This is a genomic window from Bordetella parapertussis, assembly GCF_020735925.1.
In the GTDB taxonomy this organism is placed as follows: domain Bacteria; phylum Pseudomonadota; class Gammaproteobacteria; order Burkholderiales; family Burkholderiaceae_B; genus Bordetella; species Bordetella pertussis.
Window position 1 is genome coordinate 1,529,939 of record NZ_CP085971.1, and the last position, 26,703, is coordinate 1,556,641.

The following is a 26,703-nucleotide window of genomic DNA, read 5'->3' on the forward strand; positions in this document are numbered from 1 at the left end:
ATGCCAAAGTAGATGCTTCCTTTGCGTCTGGTTATTCTTTCTGGGTAATAACGAGGCGTTATTCCTGGTTATGCCGGGAGGGAAGGCGCGTGCTGGCTGTCCGTCCTGCCTTGCTTGTCGTGGAATTCGACCACCTTGCGCACGACTTTGGCGGGGTCGTCCTCGATGATGAAGAGATTCAGGTCGTGGGCCGCGATCATGCCGTTGGCCAGCAATTGCTCGCCCAGCCAGTCGACCAGGCCGTGCCAGAATTCGCTGCCCACCAGCACGATGGGGGCGGGCGGGACCTTGCCGGTCTGGATCAGGGTCAGCGCCTCGAACAGCTCGTCCAGGGTGCCGAACCCGCCGGGCATGGCGACATAGGCCATGCTGTGCATGAAGAAGGTGGCCTTGCGGGAGTAGAAGTACTCGAACGACAGGCTGATGGTCTGGTATTCGTTGTTGTGCGCTTCGTGGGGCAGGCTGATGTTCAGGCCGACGCTGGTGCCGCCGGCCTCGAAGGCGCCCTTGTTGGCCGCTTCCATGATGCCGGGGCCGCCCCCCGCGATGATCGCGAAACCGGCGCCGGCCAGGGCTGCCGAGATCGCCGCACAGGTTTCATAATAGGGCGATTCGCGGCTGATGCGGGCGCTGCCGAACATGCTGACCGCGGGGCCGATGTCGGCCAATTTCTCGGCCGCGGTCTTTATCTCTGACATAATCACCGGAATTTGTTTGCCGGCGGGTGTCTCAAGCTCTGCCTTTGTAACCATGAAAAAAACCTTATTGCTGGTAGACGGTTCGAGCTACTTGTACCGTGCTTTCCACGCCATGCCCGACCTGCGCAATGCGCAGGGCGAACCCACGGGTGCGCTTTATGGCGTGGTCAATATGTTGCGCAAGCTCGTTCAGGATCATAAGGCAGAGTATGCCGTATGCGTTTTCGATGCACGCGGAAAAACATTCCGGGACGATTTGTTCCCTGACTACAAGTCGCACCGCCCGCCCATGCCGGAAGACCTGGCGGCGCAGATCGAGCCGATCCACGAGGCCGTACGCGCCCTGGGCTGGCCGTTGCTGGCCATCGAAGGGGTGGAGGCGGACGACATCATCGGCACGCTGGCGCGGCAGGCCAGCGCGCAAGGCATCGACACCATCGTCTCCACGGGCGACAAGGACCTGGCGCAACTGGTCGACCCGCACGTCACGCTGGTCAACACCATGAGCGGCGAGGTGCTCGACGTTGCCGGGGTGAACAGCAAGTTCGGCGTGCCGCCGGAGCGCATCGTCGATTACCTGATGCTGGTCGGCGACACGGTCGACAACGTGCCCGGCGTGAACAAGGTCGGACCCAAGACGGCCGTCAAGTGGCTGGCCGAACATGGCTCCATCGACGCGCTGGTGGCCGCCGCCGACAGCGTCAAGGGCGTGGCCGGCAACAATCTGCGCGAAGCCATTCCGAACTTTCCGCTCACGCGCACGCTGCTGACGGTCAAGTGCGACTGCGACCTGACCGGCCATGTGTCGGACTGGGAAGACCTGGCATGGCGCGAGCGCGACGCGGCCACCTTGACCGCGCTGTTCGACCGCTACGGTTTTCGCACCTGGCTGCGCGAACTGACGGGCGACCAGGAGCGCCTGCCCACGGGGGACGCGCGCGCCGTGCCGCAGGCCGTCGCGCCGGCCGAGCTGGACTACCGCATCATCACCGACTGGGCCGCCTTCGATGCCTGGATGGCGCTGGTGGAGGACGCGCCGCTGGTGGCGCTGGATACGGAAACCACGTCGCTCGATGAGATGCAGGCGCGGCTGGTGGGCCTGTCGATGGCGGTCAAGCCGGGCGTGGCCTGCTACATCCCGGTGGCGCATCGTGGCCCCGAGGCGGGCGATCAATTGCCCAGGGACGAGGTCATCGCGCGCCTGCGCGGCTGGCTGGAGGACGCCGGGCGCGCCAAGCTGCTGCACCATGCCAAATACGATACCCATGTCTTCGCCAACGAAGGCGTAAGCCTGGCGGGCGTGGCCGAGGACACGATGCTGCAGGCCTATGTGCTGGAGTCGCATCGCGGCGTGGGCCTGAACGACCTGGCCCAGCGGTTTCTCGGGCGCAGCGGCGTGAACTACGAAGACCTGTGCGGCAAGGGCGCTAAGCAGATCGGTTTCGACGAGGTGGCGGTCCCCCTGGCGGGGCATTATTCCTGCGAGGATTCCGATTTCACCCTGCAGTTGCACGAGGTGCTGCGCCCGCGTGTGGCCGAGGACGAAGGGCTGGAGCGCACCTACCTGCTGGAGCTGCAGGTCTCGCGCGTGCTGACCGTGGTCGAGCGCAACGGTGTGAAGGTCGATGCCCAGGAGCTGGGGCGCCAGAGCCACAAGCTGGGCCAGGAAATGCTGGCGCTGGAGCAGCGCGCCTACGAGCTGGCCGGCCAGCCGTTCAACCTGAACTCTCCCAAGCAATTGGGCGAGATCCTGTTCGGCCGCATGGGGCTGCCGGTCGTGCGCAAGACCGCGGGCGGCGCCCCCTCGACCGACGAGGAAGTGCTGTCCAAGCTGGCGCAGGACTATCCGCTGCCGCAGGTGCTGCTGGAATACCGGGGCCTGTCCAAGCTGAAGTCCACCTATACCGACAAGCTGCCGCGCATGATCAACCCGGCCACCGGCCGCGTTCATACGCACTATTCGCAGGCGGCGGTGATCACCGGCCGGCTGGCGTCGTCGGATCCCAACCTGCAGAACATCCCGGTGCGCACCGAGGCCGGCCGGCGCGTGCGCGAGGCCTTCATCGCCGAGCAGGGCAAGCTGCTGTCGGCCGACTACTCGCAGATCGAGCTGCGCATCATGGCGCACGTCTCGGATGACGCCAACCTGCAGCGTGCCTTCGCGGCGGGCGAGGATATCCACCGCGCGACCGCCTCCGAGGTGTTCGGCGTGCCGCTGGCCGAGGTCGGCGCCGAGCAGCGCCGCGCCGCCAAGGCGATCAATTTCGGACTGATCTACGGCATGGGCGTGTTCGGGCTGGCTTCCAACCTGGGCATTACGCGCGACGCCGCGCAGGCCTACATCGACCGCTATTTCACCCGCTATCCCGGCGTGGCGCGCTACATGGACGACACGCGCCGGCTGGCGCGCGACCAGGGCTACGTCGAGACGGTATTCGGCCGCAGGCTGCAGCTGCCGGACATCCGCGCCGCCTCCGGGCCGCGCCGCCAGGGCGCCGAGCGGGCCGCCATCAATGCACCGATGCAGGGTACCGCCGCCGACCTGATCAAGATGGCCATGGTGGCGGTGCAGGACTGGCTGGACGCCGAGCGCCTGCGCACCCGCATGATCATGCAGGTGCACGACGAACTGGTGCTGGAGGTGCCCGACGAGGAACTGGCGGCGGTCGCCGAAGCGCTGCCGCGGCTGATGTGCGACGTGGCCACGCTGCGCGTGCCGCTGGTGGCCGAGGTGGGCATGGGCACGAACTGGGAACAGGCGCACTGATGCGGCCCCGGCCGGCGTCCGCGCCGGCCGGATACTGTCTGACAGCCATTTTTGATTTGGCGCTTGCAACGATATAATGTTGCGCTTTCCCGCCTGAATCGCCCCTCGCCATGCTGCTGCTCTGGATACTGCTTGCCACGATTGCCGGCGGCCTGATCGCCGTCTCGATCGCCAGCTGGCTGGCCTATCGCGTGTTCGCGAAGTACCTGCACCACATGGTCAGCCTGTCGGTGGGCGTACTGTTGTCGGTGGCGCTGCTGCACCTGCTGCCCGAGGCGTTCGAAACGGCGCACGCCGACGCGCGGGCCCTGTTCGCGCTGATGCTGGCCGGCCTGATCGGCTTCTTCGTGCTGGAGAAGATCGCGCTGCTGCGCCACAGCCACCACCACGAGGGCGACGGGCACCACCATCACAAGGGCCACGACCGGCACGAGGCCGGCCGAGGCGGCGTGCTCATCCTGGTGGGCAGTTCGCTGCACAACCTGGCCGACGGCGTGCTGGTGGCGGCGGCCTTTCTCACCGACCCCATGCTGGGCGTACTGACCGCGGCGTCGATCATCGTGCACGAGGTGCCGCACAAGCTGGGCGATTTCGTGGTGCTGCTCAACGCAGGCCTGGCGCGGGGCAGGGCATTTTCGCTGATCCTGTTCACCAGCCTGTGCACGGCGGCAGGCGGCGTTGTAGGATACTTCGTATTGCAGGAGGCGCAGGCGGCAGTGCCCTATGTCCTGGTCGTGGCCGCCAGCAGCTTCCTGTACATCTCGGTTGCCGACCTGATGCCGCAAATGCACGAACGCGTTTCGCTGGCCGATGCGGTGCCGCAGTTGTTGCTGGTGGGCGCCGGCGTGCTGCTCATCTACGGCGTCACCTCGTTCATGCATCATGAGCATGACCCGGCCCACGAGCACGGGCAGCATGCCATCGAGGCGGCAGACCACCGGCATTGACCGCGGCGCGGCGGCAGGAGGGCGGCCATTCCCTTTCCATGCCCAGGAGTTGCCATGAGTTTCGCCGCCGCAGCGGGTAGTACCGCACCCACCACGATCCATACCGACACCCAGGGCCTGTTGCACGGCGATTTCGAACTGGCGGTGCCGGGCGGTCCGGTGGCCGCCTATTACGCCGCGCCGGCCGGGCGCGAGCAATTGCCCATCGTGCTGGTGGTGCAGGAGATCTTCGGCCTGCACGAGCACATCAAGGATGTCTGCCGCCGCCTGGCGCACGATGGCTATCTGGCGGTCTCGGTCAACCTGTACCAGCGCCAGGGCGACGCCTCGCGCTACGACAACATTCCCGGGCTGGTCGCCGAACTGGTGAGCAAGGTGCCGGACGAGCAGGTCCATGCCGACCTGGATGCCAGCCTGGCCTGGGCCGCCGCCCATGGCGGCGATGGCGCGCGGGTGGGGGTGACGGGCTTTTGCTGGGGCGGGCGCACCACCTGGATGTATGCGGCCCGCAATCCCGCCGTGAAGGCGGGCGTGGCCTGGTACGGCCGCCTGTCCTCGGGCCATGGCCCCTTGATCAAGCAGGTGCCGCTGGACGTGGCCGGGAGCCTGCATGCGCCGGTGCTGGGGCTGTATGGCGGCAAGGACGAAAGCATTCCGCTGGACGATGTGCGGGCCATGGAAGCGCGCCTGCAGCAGGGCGGCGCGCCCGCCCAGGCATCGCGCATCGTGGTGTATCCGCAGGCCGGGCATGCCTTCCTGGCCGATTACCGCCCCAGTTACCGCGCCGCCGATGCGCAGGACGGCTGGCGGCGCATGCTGGATTGGTTCGCGCTGTACCTGTAGCGGGCCGGGGCCTGCCCGTGCTCGGGCAGGCCCTCAGTTGCCCGCGTCGCGCAGGCGGCTGGGCAGGAGTTCGCCGTGGCGCGCCAGCAGCGGATACGCCGATGCGCCTACCACGTGCGAGTTGATGCCCTTGAGATCGCGCAGGATGTCCAGGTAGAGCGCGCCGACTTCGGCGGCATCGACCTTGCCGGACTTGATCTGCTGCAGCTGCGTTTCGGCGGCCTCCGCCTCGAGGGCGCGAAAACGCGCCTTTTCGCCCGCCAGCGCGCGCGCCTGGCGCAGGTCGTCGGTGACGAACAGCGCGGCGGCCTGGCGCTGGTTGGCGATCAGCTCGCCCAGCGTGGCGTCCAGGCTGGCGCGCTGATCGGCTGACAGCAGCAGGCCTTGCTTGCGCAGGCGGCCGATATGGTTGAGCAGGCCGTGGTAGGCGATATCGCCGGCGTGGCCGATGTTGCTGCAGAACGCCAGGATGGCGTCGAGCCGCTGGTGATCCTCGCGCGTCATGTTTTCCTGGTCGAGCGTGGCCAGGTAGGTGGTGATGGCGGTCTCCAGCTTGTCCAGCGCGCTGTCGAGCTGGCGTGCCTGCACCATGCGGTGCCGGTTGTCGCGCTTGAAACCGGCGCGGGCGTACAGCAGCAGGGTCTGCAGCATGTCGGCCATGCGCAATGCCTCGCGCGCGGCGTTGCCCAGCGCGACGGCCGGCACGTCATGGGCCCATTCGTCCAGGTATTGCGGCCGCGCCGGGTCGTTGGGATCGGCGCGCTTGGGCAGCCAGCGCGTCAGCAGCGCGGCGTACGGCGTGAGGATGGGCAGGAAAACCAGCGCGATCACGACGTTGAACAAGGTGTGGAAGTTGGCCACCGCGTGCGCGGGGTCGCCGGCCAGTCCGCTGAGCCAGGGTTGCAGCCAGGGCAGCAGGATGATGCCGGCCAGTACGCCGGCCACGCGCGTGAGCAGGTTGCCCAGCGGCAGGCGGCGAGCGGCCGGGTCGTCGCCGGTAACGCCTTCGATCATCGGATTGATGGCGGTGCCCAGGTTGGCGCCCAGCACCAGCGCGAAGGCCAGCGCCGGATTGACCATGCCGTGGCTGGCCAGCGACATGACCAGCACCACGACGGCCACGCTGGAGTGCGCGGCCCAGGTCAGGGCCGCGGCCAGCAGCACCGCGGCGACCGGCTGGCTGGCCAGCGCGTCGAGCAAGACGCCCAGCAAGGGCGCGGTCTCGAAGGGCTGGAACAGCTGTACCAACTGGTGCAGCGACAGCAGCAGCCCCAGGCCGATGAATACCCGCCCCAGGTCGCGGGTGCGGCCGGGCGCGGCGCGGCGGAACATCCACACGCCGGCCAGGATGAGGATGGGCGCCAGCGAGGTCAGGTCGAACGACAGCAGCTGCACGATGAGGGTGGTGCCGACGTTGGCGCCCAGCATGGCGGCCAGCGCCGGCACCAGCGCCACCACCCCGCCGGCGGCGAAGCCGGTGATCATCAGCCCGGTGGCGGTGCTGCTTTGCAGCGCGGCGGTAATGCCCAGGCCGGAGGCGAAGGCGCGCAACCGCGTCCCGAGCGCGCGTCCCAGCGCGATGCTCAGCGCGGCGCCGAAGGCGCGCTGCACGCCGGTCTGCACCATGTGCACGCCCCACAGCAGCAGGGCTACGTAGCCCGCGAAATCGAGCAGCGGCAGCAGTCCGGACATGGCTCTCCCAGGGACAGGGGCGCCGCGCGCAGGGCGCGGCGCCAATATATGACATGAAATAATTCTGTAATCATCGCACGCCGCGCCTCGCAGCGGAAATCCGGGCCGGCGCGTATGATGCTATCGACCGCCATGGCGGGCGGTGGACCCAGATACGGAGTGTGCGCGTGGCAGTTTCCGTTTTCGACCTTTTCAAGATAGGCATAGGGCCGTCCAGTTCGCATACGGTGGGCCCGATGCGGGCGGCGCTCCTGTTCGTGCAGGGGCTGGAGCGCGATGGCCTGCTGGCGCGCGTGGCCAGCGTGCGCGCCGAGCTCTATGGGTCGCTGGGCGCGACCGGCAAGGGGCACGGCACCGACAAGGGCGTGCTGCTGGGGTTCATGGGCCAGGCGCCCGATACGGTCGACCCCGCGGCCATCGCCGGCATGCTGCAGGCCGTGCGCGCCAATCGGCGCGTGTCGTTGCTGGGTCGGCATGACGTGCCGTTCGTCGAAAAAGAGCATATGTTGTTCTATCGCCGCGAGGCGTTGGCCGAACATCCTAACGGGATGAAGTTTCACGCTTTTGACGCCGATGGCCAACCGTTGCGCGAATCGCGCTATCTGTCGGTGGGCGGCGGTTTCGTGGTCACGGCCGGCGCGGCCAATGCCCAGGTCATCGGCGCGCACGACCAGCTGCCGTACCCGTTTCGCACCGGACGCGAGCTGCTGGACATGTGCCGCGCCAGCGGCCACTCGGTGGCGGGCCTGATGATGCGCAACGAGCTGACCTGGCGCGGCGCCGCCGAGATCGAGCAGGGGCTGGACCGTATCTGGGAAGTCATGCAGGAGTGCGTGGCCCGCGGCTGCGGCATCGGCCATCCGGAGGCCGACGGCGACCTGCCGGGCCCGCTCAAGGTGCGCCGGCGCGCGCCGGAGCTGTATCGCGCGCTGACGCAGCGCGCCGAGCGCACGCTGTCCGACCCCTTGTCGGTGATGGACTGGGTGAACCTGTACGCCATGGCCGTCAACGAGGAAAACGCCGCGGGCGGCAGGGTGGTGACGGCGCCGACCAATGGCGCGGCCGGCATCATTCCGGCGGTGCTGCATTATTACGACCGTTTTGTCCCGGCCGCCAACCGGGCGGGCGTGCACGATTTCCTGCTGACGGCGGCGGCCATCGGCCTGCTGTACAAGTACAACGCCTCGCTGTCGGGCGCCGAGGTGGGCTGCCAGGGCGAGGTGGGCGTGGCCTGTTCGATGGCGGCCGGCGCGCTGGCCGCCGTGCAGGGCGGCAGCGTCGAACAAGTCGAGAACGCCGCCGAGATCGGCATGGAGCACAACCTGGGCCTGACCTGCGACCCGGTGGGCGGGCTGGTGCAGATTCCGTGCATCGAACGCAACGCCATGGCCTCGGTCAAGGCCGTCAACGCGGCGCGCATGGCGTTGCGCGGCGACGGACATCACTACGTCTCGCTGGATTCCGTCATCAAGACCATGCGCGAAACCGGCGCCGACATGAAGACCAAATACAAGGAAACCGCGCGCGGCGGGTTGGCGGTGAATATCGTGGAGTGCTGACGGCATCGTGTGCCAGCCCCCTGCGGGGCCTGCAGGGGACTGTCCCGGCGGGGACAGGCGCCCCTTTCTCCCCTGCGGGGTCTGCAGGTGCCTGTCCCAGCGGGGACAGGCACCCTTCCCTGTGGGGGGACAGGCACGCCGGAGTTGGAGTTTGCGGGTGCCAGTCCCCTACGGGGACAGGCACCCGGGGTTAGAGTTTTTCCTCTACTCCGTAGAACTTCACGCCGAGGTGGATGCGTTCGCGGCCCTGGGCGCGGCGGTGGCGGTTGGTGTCGCGCAGCGAGTAGACGCAGCCGCAGTATTCCTGCTGGTAGAAGTTCTCGCGTTTGCTGATTTCGATCATGCGCTGCGAGCCGCCGCTCTTGCGCCAGTTGTAGGTCCAGTACACCAGGTCGTCGTAGCGGGCGGCGGCGCGTTCGCCGCAGCCGTTGATCTGGTTCATATCTTTCCAGCGCGAGATGCCCAGCGAGCTGGTGATGGTGTCGAAGCCGTGCTCGTGCGCATACAGGGCGGTGCGCTCGAAGCGCATGTCGAAGCAGGCGGTACAGCGGATGCCGCGCTCGGGCTCGTTTTCCATGCCCTTGACGCGCTCGAACCAGTTGTCCATGTCGTAGTCGGCGTCGATGAATTCGATGCCGTGTTCTTCGGCGAAGCGGATGTTCTCGTTCTTGCGGATCTCGTACTCTTTGACCGGATGGATATTCGGGTTGTAGAAGTAGATCGCGTAGTCGATGCCGGAGGCCGTCATGGCTTCCATGACTTCGCCGGAACAGGGCGCGCAGCACGAGTGCAGCAGCACCTTGCGGCGGCCGGCGGGCAGTTCGAGTGTGGGGCGCACGAGTTGGGACATGGCGTGAAAAGCGGCTTTGCAGCGGGGAAAAACCGTTATTTTACTTCGGCTTGCGCGATCGTGCCGTCCTGCAGCACGGTTTGCCACAATTCGCACACCGTGGCGCGCTCGGCGGCCAGTTGCCCGGGCGGCACGCGCGCCTTGTCGACGCCCTTCAGGCGCAGCTGGTGCTGCGCCCGCCGCAGCGTGCGGTAGGCGTCGCCGGCGGCCAGCGCCAGCGGCGCCGGGATCAGGCCCGCTTCGCCGGCCAGGCGCAGCAGCGCGATATTGCCCAGGTTGTTGACCAGCACCCGATGCGTGGCCGCATGGCACAGCACCAGGTATTGGGTGACGAATTCCACGTCCACCATGCCGCCGCGGTCATGCTTGACGTCGAACAGCTCGGAGCGGTTAGGGTGCCCGGCGCTGATCTTGTCGCGCATGCCGAGCACCTCGCCGCGCAGCGCCTGCACGTCGCGCGGCATGACCAGGATGTCGGCGCGGATGCGCTCGAAGCGCGCGCCGGCCTCGGTGTCGCCGGCGGCGTAGCGCGCGCGCGTGAGCGCCTGGTGCTCCCAAGGCCAGGCGTGCGAGCGCTGGTATTGCTCGAAGGCCTCCAGCGAGACGGCCAGCAGCCCGGCGTCGCCGTCGGGGCGCAGCCGCAGGTCGACTTCGTACAGGCGGCCCGACGACGTCATGGTCGATAGCCACGAGGTCATGCGCCGGCCCAGCTTGGCGTAGAGTTCGGCGGCGTCCTCGCGGTCGTCGTCGAACAGGAACACCAGGTCCAGGTCGGAGGCGTAGCCCAGCTCCTTGCCGCCCAGCTTGCCGTAGGCGATGACGGCCAGGTGCGGCTCGGCGCCGGGCCGCCGGTTGACCAGCGGCCAGACGCGGCGGATGGTCTCGGCCAGCAGCAGGTCGGCCAGCGCCGAGAGCTGGTCGGCCAGTTTCTCCACCGTCAATTCGCCTTCGAGGTTCTGCGCCAGCAGCTGGAAGCTGGCCTGGCGCTGGACGTCGCGCATCAGATTCATCTGCCGTTCGATGTCGGGCTCGCCGTCGGGCAGCCGGCAGGCGTCGAGGTCGGCGGCCAGCTGGTGCGCGACCTGGGCGAAGTCCAGCGGTTCGAACAGCGTGCGCCAATCGATCAGGCTGTCCAGCAACAGGGGGTGCTGGGTCAGGTACTGGGCCGCCCAGGGGCTGGCCGCCACCATGCGCGCCACGCGGGCCAGGGTATCGGGGTACTCGGCCAGCAGCGCCAGGTAGGCGCTGCGCTGCGCGATGGTTTCGATGAGGTCGAACAGGCGCAGCGCGGCATCCATGGGCGCGCTGGTCTGCGCCGCCGCCGTCAGCGCCGCCGGCAGCAGCGCTTCGAGCCGGTGCCGGCTGCTGTCGGGCAGGCTGCGTACGCGATGGCTGCCCAGCAGCGTCTCGGTGCGGCGCAGCAGGTCCTCGGCGTGCTCGGGAAAGTCGCGCTGGATCTGTCCGGCCAGGCGCTCCTCGATATCGTGCAGGGCGCCGGCATGCGGGCGCATGGCGTGTCCGTTGGCGTGCGTGCGCGCGGGGGCGGGGCTGTCGTCCTCCTCGCCCATGCCTGCCAGGCGGAAGGCGTTGCGGAAGGTCTGCGACACGAAGGCGCGATGCTCGGCCAGCGTGCGCTCGAAGGCGGCCGGTTCGTAGCCCAGGGCCGCCGCCAGCGCTGCGCGCTGGGCCGGGTCTGCCGGCAGCAGATGGGTCTGCTCGTCCTCGCGGTATTGCAGGGCATGCTCGGTGCGGCGCAGGAAGCGATAGGCGGCTTCCAGCTTCTGCGCGTCGCCCTCGGGCACCAGCCCGGCGGCGCGCTCGGCGTGCAGCGCTTCGAGCAGGCCGCGGCGTTGCAGCGCCGGCATGCGGCCGCCGCGGATGAGCTGCGACAACTGCACGATGAACTCGATCTCGCGGATGCCGCCATCGCCCAGCTTGATGTTGTTGGCGCTGTCCACGCCGTTGCGCGCCAGGGCGCGGCGCTGCCAGTCCTGGCGTATGCGCTCGCGCAGGGCGCGCAGCGCCGCCAGGGCGTCGAAGTCGAAATACTTGCGGTAGACGAACGGCACGCGCAGGCTTTCGAGCTGGCGCGCCTGGGCGTCCGGGTTGCTGTCGGCAAACGCCTGCGCCGGCATCAGCCTGGCCTTGAGCCAGGCGTAGCGCTCCCACTCGCGCCCCTGGCCGATGAGATAGTGCTCCAGCGCGTCCAGGCTCCAGGCCAGCGGTCCGGCGTCGCCATCGGGGCGCAGCCGCAGGTCGGTGCGAAAGACCTGGCCATCGGCATCGACTTCCGACAGCGCCGGCATCATGCGGCGGGTCAGGCGGCCGTAGAACTCGTGGTTGCTGATGCGCCGCGGGCCGTCGGTCTCGCCTTCGTCGCCGTACAGCATGACCAGGTCGATATCGGAGGAAACGTTCAGCTCGCGGCCGCCCAGCTTGCCCATGCCGACGATCAGCATTTCCTGCGGATCGCCCGTGCTCTGTTCGCGCGGCAGGCCGTGGACGGCGGCAAGTTCGGCGGCCACGCTGCGGTAGGCGGTGCCCACGGCGATGTCGGCCAGCACCGTCATCGCCCCGACCACTTCCTCCAGGTCTGCCTGCCCGCCCAGATCGCGCACGATCAGGGTCAGGAAGACACGCTCGCGCAGCTTGCGCAGCATGCCGCGGCATTGCTCGACCGGCAGCACTTCCGGCGCGTCCGGGCCGCTCAGTTCGGCCTGCCAGGCCGCCAGCACGTTGGCGCTGACGGGGTGGGCGCAGGCATTGGCCAGCCAGGCCGCCAGGTCGGGATGGGCGTCGAGACGGCGGCGCAGGTGGCCGGACCAGGCCAGGGCGGCGGCGAAGGGAGGGGCGGAAGACATGGCGGGACTCAGGCAGACGGAAAGGCGGGATTCATGTATAAGGGGACGATACTGCAAGACGCCTCTTCCTGCCCGCCGCCCGTGTCCGTATCGACGAAAATTCTTCGCTTGCTGTTCTGGAGCGTGTTCGCCATTTATGGCGTGCTGGCGGTCGCTTTCCTGGGTTTGCGTTACTGGGTGTTGCCCCGGGCCGATCAATGGCGGCCGCAGATCGAGCAGTACGCCAGCCAGGCGTTGGGTTCGCGGGTGGCGATCGACAGCCTGAGCGCCGACTGGAGCGGCCTGAATCCGCGCCTGAACCTGTCCGGCGTGCGCATCTACGATCACCAGGCCGACCCGGTGCTCAGCCTGCCCTCGGTGGCGGCGGTGCTGGGCTGGCGCAGCGTGCTCAAGCTGTCGCCCACGTTGCAGAGCCTGCGCATCGACGGCGCCGATCTGCTGGTGCGGCGCGATTCCGCCGATCGCCTGTGGGTCGCCGGGCAATCGATCGACCTGGCTGCGCCGTCCGATCACGGGTTCACCGAATCGCCGGCGCTGCGCTGGCTGGCGCGCCAGCGCGAGCTGGCCCTGCACGGCGTGACGCTGCGCTGGCAGGACGAAGCGCGCCAGGCGCCCGAGCTGCGGCTCGATGGCCTGGACCTGCTGATGCGCAACGGGGTGTTGTCGCATCGTTTTTCCCTGCGCGTGCGTCCGCCCGCGCAGCTGGCGGCCAAGGTATCGCTGCGCGGCGAGCTCAACCGCAGCCTGTTCGCGCGCGACGGCAGCAATCCGGCCAGCTGGAGCGGCCAGCTGTATGCCGAGGTGCAGGACGCCGAGCCGGCGGCCTGGGCGCCCTGGGTCGCGATACCGGCGGCCCAGGGCCGCTATGCGGCGCGCGCCTGGCTGCAACTGGATCACGGCAAGTTCACCGACCTGACGATGGATGCGGCGCTGCGCGGGCTGAACTGGCGCGCCGGCCAGAGTGCGTCGGTCAGCGTGGACAGCGCCCAGTGGCGCCTGCAGGGCGCCCCGGGCGACCTGCTGCAGTTTTCGGACCTGCCGCTGGCGCGCAGCGCCGACGGCGCCGGCGTGTCGGTCACGGGGCAGGCGGATGGCCTGTGGCTGAACCTGCCCGAAATATTCGAACACCCGCTGGCGCTGGACCGGGCGCAACTCGACGCCACCCTGACCGAGCCGGCGGGGCAGCCGCTGACCCTGAACCTGCGCCGCCTGCAGCTGGCCAATCCCGACCTGGATGCGACCCTGCACGGCGCCTGGCGCCAGCAAGGCAAGTCGGCGGCCGGCACGGCGGACCTGCGCGGCAGCCTGGCGCGCGCGTCGATGCCGGCCATCCACCGCTACCTGCCCCTGGAGGTGAACGAGGATGCCCGCCTGTGGCTGGCGACGGGCCTGCCTGCAGGGACGGTTCATGACGCCGCCATCACCCTGGCGGGAGACCTGGATGATTTTCCGTTCTCGGAGCCGGGCGCGCAGGGGCAGTTCCGTATCGCGGGACGGTACCAGGATGCCGTGGTCGATTACGCGCCGGCCGAGGGCAAGCGCAAGGCCTGGCCCAGGCTGGAGCAATTGTCGGGCAACTTCGCCGTGGACAAGGTGAGCCTGAGCCTGGACAGCGCCGGCGGCGGCCTGGTGCGCACCGCCGCAGACCAGGTGGTGAGCCTGGGGGCGGTGAAAGCCGCGATTCCCGACATGGAAGACCACGCGCAATTGCACGTGGAAGGCCAGAGTTCCGGCGCGGTGCCGGCGTATCTGGCGCTGGCCGCCAATTCGCCGCTGGGCGAACTGCTCGACGGGGCGCTGGCCGAGGCCGAGGGCACCGGCCAGTGGGAGGTGCCGCTGGCGCTGGATGTGCCGCTGCTCAATGCCGAAGACACCAAGGTCGAGGGGCGCATCGTATTCGCCGGCAACGCGTTTCGCTTCATGCCCGAGATGCCTATGCTGACGCAATTGCGCGGCGAGCTGGCGTTCTCCGAACTGGGCATGAGCGCCAAGGAAATCCATGCCCGCTTCCTGGGCGGGCCGGCGCGTATCTGGGGCGTGCTGGAGCAGAGCAGCGCTCCGCTGCGCTTCGAAGGCACGCTGACGGCGGCGGGCCTGGGCGAAGTGAGCAAGGCGCCGGCGCTCAAGCGCCTGTCGGGCCAGAGCGCCTACCGCGGGCAGCTCAACTACCTGAAGGGCGGGGCGGTCGATATCTCGATGGAATCGAACCTGGACGGCCTGGCGATCGACATGCCGGCGCCGGTGGGCAAGCCTGCGCGCGGCGCCATGCCGTTCAAGCTGCAATGGGGGCCGGCCAACGACCGCGGGCCGCGCGGCCGGCGCTGGCTGTCGGGCAGCCTGGCCGAGAACATCAATGTGCTGCTGGAGTACGATCCGGCCGATGCCTCGCGGGCCTATTTCGCGCGCGGCGCGCTGGGCGTGAACCGGGCCGCCAGCCTGCCGCAGCGCGGCCTGACCGTGGCCGCGACCCTGCCCGAACTGGACCTCGACGCCTGGGACGCCATGAAGGCCGATTTCGACGAGCCTTCCAGCGGCCGGCGGCAGCCGTCGCGCGTGCCGCTGCTGCCGCAGCCGGATCAGATCAACCTGGCCGCCGACCGCTTGCGCGTGGCCGGCTATACCCTCGATGACCTGAAACTGGCGGCCCAGCGGCCGACCGCCTCGCAGTGGCGCGTGACGGTGGACTCGCGCCAGGCACTGGGCACGCTGGAGTGGACGGAGGCCTCGGGCGCCATCGCCGGCCGCGTGACCGGCCGTTTCAAGCGGCTGGCGCTGGCGGGCGAGGAGGACACGCGCCAGGAAGAGGACGCGCTGTCGGCTGGCAACGATCTGGAGGATATTCCCGCCATCGATCTGCAGGCCGAGGAGTTCAGCCTGTACGGCAAGCAGCTGGGCAGCCTGCAGCTGATCGGCACCAACATGGAGCGCGGCCGCCTGTGGCGGCTGGACAAGCTGCAGATCGCCAACGACGCCGCCCGGCTCGACGCCACGGGCAATTGGCGCCTGGACGGCACGCAGCGCGGCCTGACCGTGCAGGCCAATGCCGAGTTCAGCGACCTGGGCAAGTTCCTGGACCGGGTCGGCCTGCCTCAGACCGTGGGCGGGGGCAAGGGCAGCCTGGAGGGCACCGTCACCTGGCGCAATCTGCCCTGGTCGCACAACCTGGCCGAGCTGGAAGGCAAGGCGCGCGTCAGCCTGGACAATGGCCGTTTCCTGCATGTGAATTCGCGCGCCGCGCGCCTGCTGGAATTGCTGTCGCTGCAGTCGCTGCAGCGGCTGGCGCGCCTGGACGCCAACCCGGGCGGGTTGCTGCGCGAAGGGTTTCCGTTCGACACGATCCGCGGCGACATGTCGCTCAGCCAGGGCGTGCTGACGACCGAGGGCTACAAGCTGAGCGGTCCCGTGGCCGGGATCGTCCTGGCCGGCAACACCAATATCGTGGACGAGCGCTGGGACATGCGGGCGGTGGTGGTGCCCAACCTGGACGCCAGCGGCGCGGCGGCGGTGACGGCCGCGCTGGTCAATCCGCTGATCGGCCTGGGCGCTTTCGTGACGCAGTGGCTGCTCAAGCAGCCGCTGGCGCGCGCCATGTCTTCCGAGTATGCGGTCACCGGCACCTGGGACGATCCCAAGGTGACGCCGGTGGAGTCGCGCGCGCCGACGCGCCAGCAGGAGCCGCAGCCCGAACACTGAAGCGCGCCCGCAAAGCAAAACCCCCGGCGCGGGCCGGGGGTCGGGACGGGCGTGGCGCAAGCCAGGCTTATTTCTTCATCATGTCGAAGAATTCGGCGTTGGTCTTGGTGGCGCGCATCTTGTCGAGGATGAATTCCATCGACTGGATTTCGTCCATGTCGTGGATGAACTTGCGCAGCACCCACACCTTCTGCAGCAGTTCGGGCTTGATTAGCAGCTCTTCGCGGCGGGTGCCCGACTTGTTCAGGTTGATGGACGGGTAGACGCGCTTTTCGGCCAGGCGGCGCTCCAGGTGCACTTCGGAGTTGCCGGTGCCCTTGAATTCTTCGTAGATGACTTCGTCCATCCGGCTGCCCGTTTCGATCAGGGCGGTACCCAGGATGGTCAGCGAGCCGCCTTCCTCGAGGTTGCGCGCCGCGCCGAAGAAGCGCTTGGGGCGCTGCAGGGCGTTGGCGTCCACGCCGCCGGTCAGCACCTTGCCGGAGGCCGGCACCACGGTGTTGTAGGCGCGGGCCAGGCGGGTGATCGAGTCCAGCAGGATGACCACGTCCTTTTTCATCTCGACCAGGCGCTTGGCCTTCTCGATGACCATTTCGGCGACCTGCACGTGGCGGGTGGCCGGTTCGTCGAAGGTCGAGGCCACCACTTCGCCGCGCACGGTGCGCTGCATTTCGGTCACTTCCTCGGGGCGTTCGTCGACCAGCAGGACGATGAGCACCGCATCCGGATAATTGGTGGTGATGGCGTGGGCCACGTGCTGCATCATCACCGTCTTGCCGGACTTGGGCGGCGCCACGATCAGGCCGCGCTGGCCCTTGCCGATGGGGGCGAAGATGTCGAGGATGCGGCCGGTGAGGTTTTCCTCGCTCTTGATGTCGCGTTCCAGACGCATCACCTGGTTGGGGTGCAGCGGCGTCAGGTTCTCGAACATGATGCGATGCTTGATCGCTTCAGGGGGCGAGCCGTTGACCTTGTCCACCTTGACCAGCGCGAAATAGCGCTCGCCATCCTTCGGGGTGCGTACTTCGCCCTCGATGGAGTCGCCGGTGTGCAGGTTGAAGCGGCGGATCTGCGACGGCGAGATGTAGATGTCGTCGGTGCTGGCCAGGTACGAGGTGTCCGGCGAGCGCAGGAATCCGAAGCCGTCGGGCAGGACTTCCAGCACGCCGTCGCCGAAGATCTGTTCGCCTTGCTTGGCGCGCCGCTTCATGATGGCGAACATCAACTCCTGCTTGCGCAGGCGGTTGGCGTTCTCGATTTCCAGGCCGGCGGCCATTTCCAGCAACTGCGACACGTGCAGCGCCTTCAGTTCATTGAGGTGCATCGCGGTGAATGTAGGGGGAGATAAGAAGAAGGGTTCGGGCGGCGGGCCACGGACGGGCCCGCGCGGGAATCAGGGGGGAATGCGCGGCCGATTGGCGGCGCATTCCCGGATTTTACAACGCGCCGTCCAGGAATGCGGTCAGTTGCGATTTGGACAGGGCGCCGACCTTGGTGGCGGCGGCCTGGCCGTCCTTGAACAGCATCAGGGTCGGAATGCCGCGCACGCCGTACTTGGCCGCTGTGTCCTGGTTTTCGTCCACGTTCAGCTTGGCCACGGTCAGGCGGCCGGCGTATTCGGCAGCCACCTCTTCGAGGATGGGGGCGATCATCTTGCAGGGGCCACACCAGGCGGCCCAGTAGTCCACCAGCACCGGCTGGCCGGATTTCAGCACATCTGCCTCGAAGCTGGCGTCGCTGACGTTCTTGATTTGCTCGCTCATGATGGTGATTCTCGGATTCCGCTGCGCGACCCGTGCATGGAGCATGCGGCCGCTGTTCTTGTTCGACGTGTAGGAAGGATTAAAGCATACCACTGTCATTAACAACAGGGTTTGCCGGTTTTGTGTAGGATGTTGCGGCGTCACCGGGCCTACAAAAGGGTCCGGCGGCTGTCACAATGTTCATCGTACCGAATTCGCGGCTGGTCAGCGCGTGCGCATCCCACCTGGAGCCGCGCCGAATATGGACTTGTCCGTAAAATGTCGGTTTTTTTCCACAGATGTTGGGGATAACTTGGCCACACCACGTTACACCGAAGCGTCGATCCGCGTTCTGAAGGGGCTGGAGCCTGTGCGCCAGCGCCCGGGTATGTATACCCGCACCGAGAACCCCCTGCACATCGTGCAGGAGGTCATCGACAACGCGGCCGACGAAGCGCTGGCCGGTTACGGCAAGCAGATTCAAGTCACGCTGCACGGCGACGGCAGCATTTCGGTCGAGGACGACGGACGCGGTATTCCGGTCGGCCTGCACCCGGAAGAGAACGCGCCGGTCGTCGAGCTGGTTTTCACGCGCCTGCACGCAGGCGGCAAATTCGACAAGCAGGGCGGCGGCGCGTATGCGTTCTCCGGCGGCCTGCATGGCGTGGGGGTGTCCGTCACCAACGCGCTGGCCACCCGCCTGGAGGTGGTGGTGTGGCGCGACGGCGCGGTGCACCGGCTGGTGTTCGCCGGCGGCGACGTGATCGAAGCGCTGGCGCCGTACCCCGAGGGCGGGCGCAAGAAGTCGGGCACCCGCGTGCGGGTATGGCCCGACGCCAAGTATTTCGACAGCCCGGCCATCCCGATGGCCGAGCTGACCCACCTGCTGCGCAGCAAGGCCGTGCTGCTGCCGGGCGTCAAGGTGTCGCTGGTCAACGAGAAAACCGGCGACACGCGCACCTGGCAGTACCAGGAGGGCCTGCGCGGCTACCTGGCCGAGGCGCTGGCCGGCGCCGAGCTGATGATCCCGTTCTTCGAGGGCCAGCAGTACGCCGGGGCCGACCACGACAGTTTCGCCGAAGGCGAGGGCGCCCAATGGGTGGTGGCCTGGGCCGAGGACGGCAACGTGGTGCGCGAGTCGTATGTCAACCTGATCCCGACCCCGGCCGGCGGCACCCACGAATCGGGTTTGCGCGAAGGCCTGTTCGGCGCGGTCAAGGGGTTTGCCGAGCTGCACAGCCTGCTGCCCAAGGGCGTCAAGCTGCTGCCCGAGGACGTGTTCGCGCGCGCCAGCTTCGTGCTGTCGGCCAAGGTGCTGGACCCGCAGTTCCAGGGCCAGATCAAGGAGCGCCTGAACAGCCGCGACGCCGTGCGCCTGGTGGGCGGCTTCGCCAAGAGCGCCCTGGACCTGTGGCTGCACAGCAATGTCGAATATGGCAAGAAGCTGGCCGAATTGGCCATCCGCCAGGCGCAGGCGCGCCAGCGTTCGGCGCAGAAGGTCGAAAAGCGCAAGAGCTCGGGCGTGGCCGTGCTGCCCGGCAAGCTGACCGATTGCGAGTCCAGCGACGCCAGCCGCACCGAAGTGTTTCTGGTCGAGGGCGACTCGGCCGGCGGCTCGGCCAAGATGGGGCGCGACAAGGAGTTCCAGGCCATTCTGCCGCTGCGCGGCAAGGTGCTCAATTCCTGGGAGGTCGACCGCGACCGGCTGTTCGCCAACAACGAGATCCACGATATTTCGGTGGCGATCGGGGTGGACCCGCACGGCCCGGGCGATGAGCCCGACCTGTCGGGCCTGCGCTACGGCCGCATCTGCATCCTCTCGGACGCGGACGTGGACGGCTCGCACATCCAGGTGTTGCTGCTGACGCTGTTCTACCGGCATTTCCCCAAGCTGATCGAGGCCGGCAACGTGTTCGTGGCCCGGCCGCCGCTGTTCCGGGTGGACGTGCCGGCGCAGGGCAAGCGGCCGGCGCGCAAGATCTACTGCCTGGACGCCGGCGAACTGGAGGCCGCGCAGGACAAGCTGCGCAAGGAAGGCGTGCGCGAGTCGGCCTGGAGCGTGAGCCGCTTCAAGGGCCTGGGCGAAATGAACCCCGAACAGCTGTGGGAGACCACCATGAACCCGGACACCCGCCGGCTGCTGCCGGTCGGCTACGGCGACCTGACCCCCGGCGACACCACCCGCATGTTCGACATGCTGATGGGCAAGGGCGAGTCGTCGCAGCGGCGTGCCTGGATCGAGGAGAAGGGCAACCTGGCGGAGCTGGATATCTGATGGCGCAGGCGCCCGACAGCAGCGTGCCGGTGCGCATGGTGGTCGACCTGACGGTCGACGACTATGCGGCATTCACCGCCTATGCGTACCAGCGTCCGGCGCTGCGCCGCCGCCGCCATGCGTCGCACCTGCGTTTCGCCGTCCTGCTGGCCGCGGGCCTGCTGGCGGTGATCCTGCTGCGCGTATGGGATGGCAGGCAGCTGGATTGGGGCGCGGCGCTGCCGGCGTACGCGCAGGCGCTGGTCGTCGGCCTGGCGGTGTTCGCGCTGCTGGCCGTCGGCTACGAGTACGCGCTGCCGCGGCTGGCGCGCGGCAACGTGCGCCGCGCGCTGGGCCGCCAGCCCGACAATCCCTTCCTGGGCCGGCACACGCTGGACTTCGGGCCGCGCGGCGTCGATGACGCCGCCGCCGGCGCCAGCGGTACCATGCCATGGGAGGCGGTGGGCCAGGTCGAGGAAACCGCCAGCCATCTGTATCTGTTCATCAGTCCGCTGCAAGGCGTGATCATTCCCAAGCGCGGCCAGTCCGCCGATGTCCTGCAGGCGGTGCGCGCGCAGCTGCGCGCGCACGTGCCCGGCGCGGCGCTGGCCGATGCGGCGGACAAGCAATAGTCAAATCCGAGTACATCATGAGCGACAGCAATCAACCGGGCCTGTTCGACGGTGGCGCCACCGATCCCCACGAAGCCATCACCCTGGGCCGCTATGCCGAGCAGGCCTACCTGGACTACGCCGTGTCCGTGGTGCGCGGCCGCGCCCTGCCCGATGTGGGCGACGGCCAGAAACCGGTGCAGCGCCGCATCCTGTACGCGATGCAGGCCATGGGGCTGGCGGCAGGCGCCAAGCCGGTGAAGTCGGCGCGCGTGGTCGGCGACGTGCTGGGCAAGTACCACCCGCACGGCGACCAGGCCGCCTATGACGCCATGGTCCGGATGGCGCAGGACTTCTCGCTGCGCTATCCCCTGATCGACGGCCATGGCAACTTCGGCTCGCGCGACGGCGACAACGCGGCGGCCATGCGTTATACCGAAGCGCGCCTGACGCCGTTCTCCAAGCTGCTGCTCGACGAGCTGGAGGAGGGCACGGTCGACTTCGTGCCGAACTACGACGGCAGCCAGCAGGAGCCGGCCATGCTGCCGGCGCGCCTGCCCGTGATGCTGCTCAACGGCGCCTCGGGCATCGCCGTGGGCATGGCCACCGAGATTCCCTCGCACAACCTGCGCGAGGTGGCGCAGGCCTGCGTGGCGCTGATCCGCAATCCCAAGCTGCCGCAGGAAGAGCTGCTGGCGCTGGTGCCGGGCCCGGATTTCGCCGGGGGCGGCCAGATCATCACCCCGGCGGCCGATATCGCGCAGATCTACGCCACCGGGCGCGGCTCGCTGAAGGCGCGCGCGCGCTGGCAGTTCGAGGAAATGGCGCGCGGGCAGTGGCAGCTGGTGGTGACCGAGCTGCCGCCGGGCACCTCGGGCCAGAAGGTGCTGGAAGAGATCGAGGAAATCACCAATCCGAAGGTGCGCGCGGGCAAGAAGAGCCTTTCGGCCGAGCAGCAGCAGGCCAAGGCGGTCATGCTCAGCCTGCTCGACGCGGTGCGCGACGAGTCCGGCAAGGACGCGGCGGTGCGGCTGGTGTTCGAGCCCAAGACCTCGCGCGTCGATCGCGACGAATTCGTCAACACCTTGCTGGCGCAGACCAGCATGGAAAGCAACGTGCCGGTCAACGTGGTGTGCATCGGCACTGATGGCCGGCCGCGCCAGAAGAGCCTGCGCGACGTGCTGGAAGAGTGGGTGGCGTTTCGCACCGATACGGTGGTGCGCCGCACGCGCCATCGCCTGGACAAGGTGCTCGACCGCATCCATGTGCTGGAAGGGCGCATGGTGGTCTACCTCAATGTCGACGAGGTCATCCAGACCATCCGCGAGGCCGAGGAGCCGCGCGCCGCGCTGATGGCGCGTTTCGGGCTGACCGAGCGCCAGGCCGAGGACATCCTGGAAATGCGCCTGCGCCAGCTGGCGCGCCTGGAAGGCATCAAGATCGAACAGGAACTGGCCGGCAAGCGCGAAGAACAGCTGCGCCTGCAGGACCTGCTGGACAACCCGGGCTCGCTCAAGCGCCTGCTCATCAAGGAAATCGAGGGCGACGCCAAGCAGTACGGCGACGACCGCCGCACCCTGATCGAAACCGCCGAGCGCGCGGTGCTCGAGACCAAGGTGGTCGACGAGCCCGTCACGGTGATCGTGTCGCAGAAAGGCTGGCTGCGCGCCCGCCAGGGCCACGGCCATGATGCCGGGCAATTCAGCTTCAAGCAGGGCGACGACCTGTACGGCGCCTTCGAGTGCCGCACCACCGATACCCTGATCGCGGTGGGCGACAACGGCCGCGTCTATTCGGTGGCCGTATCCGGCCTGCCGTCGGCGCGTGGCGATGGCCAGCCGGTCACCACCATGATCGATCTCGAGGCCGGCACGCGCATCGTGCACACCATCGCGGCGGCGTCCGACAGCCGCTGGTTGCTGGCCACGCGGCGCGGCTTCGGCTTTGCCGCCCGGCTCAGCGACATGAGCAGCCGCCAGCGCGCTGGCAAGCAGTTCATCACCCTGGAGAAGGGCGATGAGCTGTTGCGGCCGGTTCCGCTGTTCGAGGGGGCGACCCAGCTGGCGCTGCTGTCGGCCAAGGGCAAGTTCCTGGTGTTCGGCCTGGACGAGGTCAAGAGCCTGTCGGGCGGCGGGCGCGGCACCATCCTGATGGGGCTGGACACCGCCGACAAGCTGGACCAGACCGTGCCGATCGGCGCGGCCGGCCTGCGCGCCGCCGGCATCTACCGCAACAAGCAGACCGAGGACATCCTGGCCGGCGCCGCGCTCGCGCCGTACGTCGGCAAGCGCGCCCGCAAGGGCCGGCAACTGGACGTGCGTCCCAGGCAGCCGGTGCTGTCGCCGGTGTTCTGAGCGTGAACGACGGCACCGCCGCGCAGCGCCTGGCCCATCTGGACGCGCTGCGCGGCTTCGCGCTGTTCGGCATCCTGGTCGTCAACATCGGTGTGTTCGCCTCGGTCTACTACGGTACCGGGCTGCCCGATCCGGCGTTCTCGCGGCCGCTGGACCAGTGGGTCAACGTGCTGGTGGCCGTGCTGTTCGAATCCAAGTTCTACCTGCTGTTTTCGTTCCTGTTCGGCTACAGCTTCACCTTGCAGATCGACGCGGCGCAGCGGGCCGGCGCGGCCTTCGCGCCGCGCTTCCTGCGCCGGCTGGCCGGTCTGGCGGTCCTGGGGCTGGCGCATGCGGTGCTGCTGTACCACGGCGACATCCTGTTGACGTACGCCGTGCTGGGCGCGCTATTGCTGGCCTTGCGCCGCACGGCGCCCGAACGGGCGCTGCGCTGGGCCTGCTGGCTGGCGCTGCTCGCCGGGCTGGGCTGGCTGGCGCTGGGCGTGCTCAGCCTCATGACGCCGCAGGATCCCGCCACGCTGGCGCTGACGCAGGAGGACGCGCTGGCGGCGCTGCAGGCCTACCGCGGCACCATAGGCACCACGATCGCGCGGCACATCCATGATTTGACCCATGGCGTCTGGATGGTGGTGCTGTTGGTGCAGGGGCCGTTCGTGCTGGCGATGTTCCTGGCCGGCCTGGCGCTGGGCCGGCGCCATGCGCTGGCCGACCCGCTGGCGCATCCGCGCCTGTTGCGCGCCGTGCTGGCCGTGGGTTTGCCGCTGGGCGCGGCGGGCGCCGCCGTCTATGCCTGGAGCGGCTTGCCCGGCCAGCCGCTGGGCATCGATCTCATCGGCCTGGGCGCGGGCATGCTGACCGCGCCGTTGTTGAGCGCTTCGTACGCGGCCGCGCTGTTGCTGGCGATGCGCCGCCCGGCGGGGGCGCGGCTGGCGCGCTGGCTGGCGCCGGCCGGGCGCATGGCGCTCACCAATTATCTGCTGCAATCGCTGGTCTGTGCGGTGCTGTTCACGGCCTGGGGGTTGCGCTGGGTCGGCACCCTGGCGCCGCTTTCCGTGCTGGGACTGGCCGTGCTGGTGTTCGCGCTGCAGCTGCCGTGGTCGGCATGGTGGCTGCGCCGCCATGCGTATGGGCCGGTAGAGTGGCTGCTGCGCGCGCTGACGCTGGCGCGCTGGCCGGCATGGCGGATCGAGCCGCCGCCGGCCGCACGCCGCTAGCGCGCCGCCGCGCGCTGGCGGCGCCCCTGGGCGAACCACACCAGGGCCAGCAGTACGAGCCCGGGCAGATAGGCCCAGAATTCCGCCGGACGCGCGGGATTGGGCACGCGCAGTTCGAGGACGTCCCAGCCCTGTTCCCAGCCGGCGCGGCGCGCGGTGCTGCCGAAGCGCACGCCGCCGATCTGCACCTGGTCGCCCAGCGCGACGATGGTCAGGCCGGCGTCGGTCAGCCGCTTGCGGCCGGCGGCCTCGCCCTGCAGGGTTTCGCCTTCGTCCAGGGCCGGCAGCGCCACCGCCACGGTCTTGGTCAGCTCGTCGCCTTCCAGGTTGATGCCGCGCAGCACGGCGACCAGGCGTCCGTTGTGGGGCAGCGCCGCGGCGGTCTGCACCACCTCGGCGGCCGGCCGCGCCTGGTAGCGCTCGGATACCTGGTCCAGCAGCCAGTCGGGCCGGAACAGCATGAACGTGACAGCCAGCAGCACGACGATCTCCAGCACCGTGCAGCGTACGCGGAACCAGCCCAGCGTTGCCGCGGCGAAGGTCAGCGAAGCCAGCGTGGCGCTGCCCGCCACCAGTATCAGCTCGGTCCACGAGTTGACGTCGATCAGCAGCAGCAGCGGGTTGAACACGAACATGAACGGCAGCACGGCCGTGCGCAGCGCGTAGGTCACGCCCTGGACGCCCGTCTTGATCGGGTCTGCGCCCGAGATCGCCGCGGCGGCGAAGGTGGCCAGGCCCACCGGCGGCGTGATGTCGGCCATGATGCCGTAATAGAACACGAACATGTGCACGGCGATCAGCGGGATGATGAGCCCGTTCTGCGCCCCCAGCTCGACCACCACCGGCGCCATCAGGGTGGCCATCAGGATGTAGTTCGCCGTGGTGGGCATGCCCAGGCCGAGGATCAGGCAGACGATGGCCGTGAAGATCAGCATCAGCAGCACGTTGCCCATCGACACCAGCTCGACGAAGGCCGTCATGCGCAGGCCCAGGCCGGTCAGCGTGATGGCGCCAACGATCAGGCCGGCGGTGCCGCACGCAATGGCGATGCCTATCATGTTGCGCGCGCCGTCCTGCAGGCCGCCGATGGCGTCCCGCCATCCCAGCAGGGCGGCGGGCGCGATCGCCTGGCCGCGGAACCAGGCGGTCAGGGGGCGCTGGGTCACCATTTGCAGCAGCATCGCCGCGGCCGCCCAGAACGCCGACAGGCCCGCCGACAGCTCCTCGACGCTCAGGCACCACACCAGGATGCCGATGGGGATGAGAAAGTGCAGGCCGGCGCGCACCGTCGGCCATGGCTCGGGGCGCACCGGATGGTTGACGTCGATCTCGGTGGGCAGGTCGGGGTGGCGCGCGGCGACGCGCAGCAGCCATATGTTCAGCGCCACCAGCATGGCCAGCAGGATCCAGATCGCGGCCGCGCCGGCCACCGCCTGCACGCCCACGCCGATCCAGTAGACCAGGCCCATCGCGATCAGCGTGCCGCTGATGCCCATGCCCCAGCCGGCCAGCTTCTGCAGCGGCGTGCGCGGCTTGCCGGCGGCCATCATGGGCTCGATGCCCAGTTTGAGCGCTTCCAGGTGCACGATGTAGAACAGCGCGATGTACGAGATCGAGGCCGGCAGGATCGCGTGGCGAATGATGTCGGTGTAGGGAATGCCCACGTAATCGATCATCAGGAAGGCGGCCGCGCCCATGACCGGCGGCATGATCTGGCCGTTGACCGACGAGGCCGTTTCGATGGCGCCGGCGCGCACGCCGCCGTAGCCGGCCTTTTTCATCAGCGGGATGGTGAAGATGCCGCCGGTCACCACGTTGGCGACCGACGAGGCCGATACCAGGCCGTTGACCGCCGAGGACACCACGGCGACCTTGGCCGGGCCGCCGCGCAGGTGGCCCAGCAAGGCGAACGAAACCTGCATCATGTAGTTGCCCGCGCCGCATTTGTCCAGCAGCGAGCCCAGCAGCACGAAGATGAAGATGTACGACACCGACACGCCGAGCGCCACGCCGTAAACCCCTTCGGTGGTCAGCCACATGTGCGACATCAGGCGTTCGATGGAGGCGCCGCGGTGCGCGAGCACATCGGGCAGCCACGGGCCGGCCAGGGCGTACAGGACGAACACGGCGCCCAGCACGGTCATGGGCAGGCCCAGCGCGCGGCGGGTGACTTCCAGCAGCAACAGCAGGCCGGCCACGGCGGTGGCCACGTCCATGGAGGTGGGCTGGCCCGGCCGGGTGGCCAGCTCGTTGTAGAACAGGTACAGGTAGGCGCCGCAGAACCCGGCGGCCAGGGCCAGCACCCAGTCGTACCAGGGCATGCGGTCGCGCGCCGAGCGCTTGGTCGCGGGGTAGGCGAGATAGCCCAGGAACATGGCGGTGCCCAGGTGCAGCGCGCGCGCCTCGGTATCGTTGAAGATGCCCCAGTGCAGCGAGAAAGGCAGCGGCGAGGCATACCAGAGCTGGAACAGCGACCAGACCAGGGCGCCGGCGGCCAGCGTGGCGCCGGCCACGCCGCCGGCATGGCGGCCGCCGCGGTCGGCTTCGGCGACCAATTGCTCGAGGTCTGCGGTCGTGGTGGACGACTCGTTTTTCATGCGTGGATTCCCCTGCTTGTC

16 protein-coding genes are annotated in these 26,703 nt (G+C 68.6%); 9 read left to right on the plus strand and 7 right to left on the minus strand.

Features of this window, described 5'->3' with window-relative positions; genetic code table 11:
- Positions 1-68: 68 nt before the first annotated feature.
- Positions 69-752 carry an LOG family protein gene (locus tag LK409_RS07330; RefSeq protein WP_445209840.1) on the minus strand — a complete coding sequence of 228 codons (684 nt, stop codon included), beginning with the start codon at positions 750-752 and terminating at the stop codon, positions 69-71.
- Between LK409_RS07330 and polA the strand changes: the two genes are divergently transcribed.
- The 3 genes from polA to LK409_RS07345 all read left to right on the plus strand — a co-directional run bounded on the left by polA (position 751) and on the right by LK409_RS07345 (position 5,255).
- Positions 751-3,465, plus strand: a complete 2,715-nt coding sequence (gene polA / locus LK409_RS07335) for a DNA polymerase I (protein WP_004568564.1) — start codon at positions 751-753, stop codon at positions 3,463-3,465. The two genes, LK409_RS07330 and polA, sit on opposite strands and share 2 nt — an antisense overlap.
- A gap of 110 nt (positions 3,466-3,575) precedes the next feature.
- The gene (locus tag LK409_RS07340; protein WP_003810564.1) at positions 3,576-4,412 is read left to right on the plus strand and encodes a ZIP family metal transporter; all 837 of its coding nucleotides are present in this window, start codon (positions 3,576-3,578) and stop codon (positions 4,410-4,412) included.
- Positions 4,413-4,466: 54 nt separating this feature from the next.
- Entirely contained in the window at positions 4,467-5,255 is a 789-nt protein-coding gene (locus tag LK409_RS07345) for a dienelactone hydrolase family protein (protein ID WP_010928251.1), read from the plus strand.
- Between the two features lie 33 nt (positions 5,256-5,288).
- On the opposite strand, the gene LK409_RS07350 is transcribed toward LK409_RS07345, so the two are convergent.
- Positions 5,289-6,947, minus strand: coding sequence for a Na/Pi cotransporter family protein (locus LK409_RS07350; protein ID WP_010928252.1), 1,659 nt, complete (start codon positions 6,945-6,947; stop codon positions 5,289-5,291).
- 167 nt (positions 6,948-7,114) lie between these two features.
- On the opposite strand from LK409_RS07350, the gene LK409_RS07355 reads away from it, so the two are divergent.
- Positions 7,115-8,506, plus strand: a complete 1,392-nt coding sequence (locus LK409_RS07355) for an L-serine ammonia-lyase (protein WP_033450060.1) — start codon at positions 7,115-7,117, stop codon at positions 8,504-8,506.
- Between the two features lie 190 nt (positions 8,507-8,696).
- Here LK409_RS07355 and LK409_RS07360 read toward each other — a convergent pair whose 3' ends face one another.
- Positions 8,697-9,356: an epoxyqueuosine reductase QueH gene (locus LK409_RS07360; RefSeq protein WP_010928253.1), complete on the minus strand. Its 660-nt coding sequence runs from the start codon at positions 9,354-9,356 to the stop codon at positions 8,697-8,699.
- A 35-nt stretch (positions 9,357-9,391) separates the two neighbouring features.
- On the minus strand, positions 9,392-12,217 hold the full coding sequence (gene glnE, locus LK409_RS07365; RefSeq protein WP_010928254.1) for a bifunctional [glutamate--ammonia ligase]-adenylyl-L-tyrosine phosphorylase/[glutamate--ammonia-ligase] adenylyltransferase: 2,826 nt from the start codon (positions 12,215-12,217) through the stop codon (positions 9,392-9,394).
- A gap of 33 nt (positions 12,218-12,250) precedes the next feature.
- Between glnE and LK409_RS07370 the strand changes: the two genes are divergently transcribed.
- The gene (locus tag LK409_RS07370) at positions 12,251-15,910 is read left to right on the plus strand and encodes a YhdP family protein (protein WP_010928255.1); all 3,660 of its coding nucleotides are present in this window, start codon (positions 12,251-12,253) and stop codon (positions 15,908-15,910) included.
- Positions 15,911-15,977: 67 nt separating this feature from the next.
- On the opposite strand, the gene rho is transcribed toward LK409_RS07370, so the two are convergent.
- Together rho and trxA are read right to left on the minus strand one after the other, a co-directional pair.
- On the minus strand, positions 15,978-17,234 hold the full coding sequence (gene rho, locus LK409_RS07375) for a transcription termination factor Rho (protein ID WP_003810577.1): 1,257 nt from the start codon (positions 17,232-17,234) through the stop codon (positions 15,978-15,980).
- Between the two features lie 112 nt (positions 17,235-17,346).
- Positions 17,347-17,673, minus strand: coding sequence for a thioredoxin TrxA (gene trxA, locus LK409_RS07380; protein WP_023852918.1), 327 nt, complete (start codon positions 17,671-17,673; stop codon positions 17,347-17,349).
- Positions 17,674-17,914: 241 nt separating this feature from the next.
- Between trxA and LK409_RS07385 the strand changes: the two genes are divergently transcribed.
- From LK409_RS07385 to LK409_RS07400, 4 genes are read left to right on the plus strand one after another with little or no spacing between them, the layout of a single operon-like run.
- Positions 17,915-19,927 (plus strand): DNA topoisomerase IV subunit B, encoded by a 2,013-nt coding sequence (locus LK409_RS07385; RefSeq protein ID WP_004568562.1) that lies wholly within the window; start codon positions 17,915-17,917, stop codon positions 19,925-19,927.
- Positions 19,927-20,538, plus strand: a complete 612-nt coding sequence (locus tag LK409_RS07390; protein ID WP_010928256.1) for a YcxB family protein — start codon at positions 19,927-19,929, stop codon at positions 20,536-20,538. Before LK409_RS07385 ends, LK409_RS07390 begins: the two co-directional genes overlap by 1 nt.
- Positions 20,539-20,555: 17 nt before the next feature.
- Positions 20,556-22,871: a DNA topoisomerase IV subunit A gene (gene parC, locus LK409_RS07395; RefSeq protein WP_010928257.1), complete on the plus strand. Its 2,316-nt coding sequence runs from the start codon at positions 20,556-20,558 to the stop codon at positions 22,869-22,871.
- Positions 22,872-22,873: 2 nt separating this feature from the next.
- Positions 22,874-24,085 carry a DUF418 domain-containing protein gene (locus LK409_RS07400; RefSeq protein ID WP_003818656.1) on the plus strand — a complete coding sequence of 404 codons (1,212 nt, stop codon included), beginning with the start codon at positions 22,874-22,876 and terminating at the stop codon, positions 24,083-24,085.
- On the opposite strand, the gene LK409_RS07405 is transcribed toward LK409_RS07400, so the two are convergent.
- Positions 24,082-26,682 carry a TRAP transporter fused permease subunit gene (locus LK409_RS07405; protein WP_010928258.1) on the minus strand — a complete coding sequence of 867 codons (2,601 nt, stop codon included), beginning with the start codon at positions 26,680-26,682 and terminating at the stop codon, positions 24,082-24,084. The two genes, LK409_RS07400 and LK409_RS07405, sit on opposite strands and share 4 nt — an antisense overlap.
- Between the last annotated feature and the right edge of the window lie 21 nt (positions 26,683-26,703).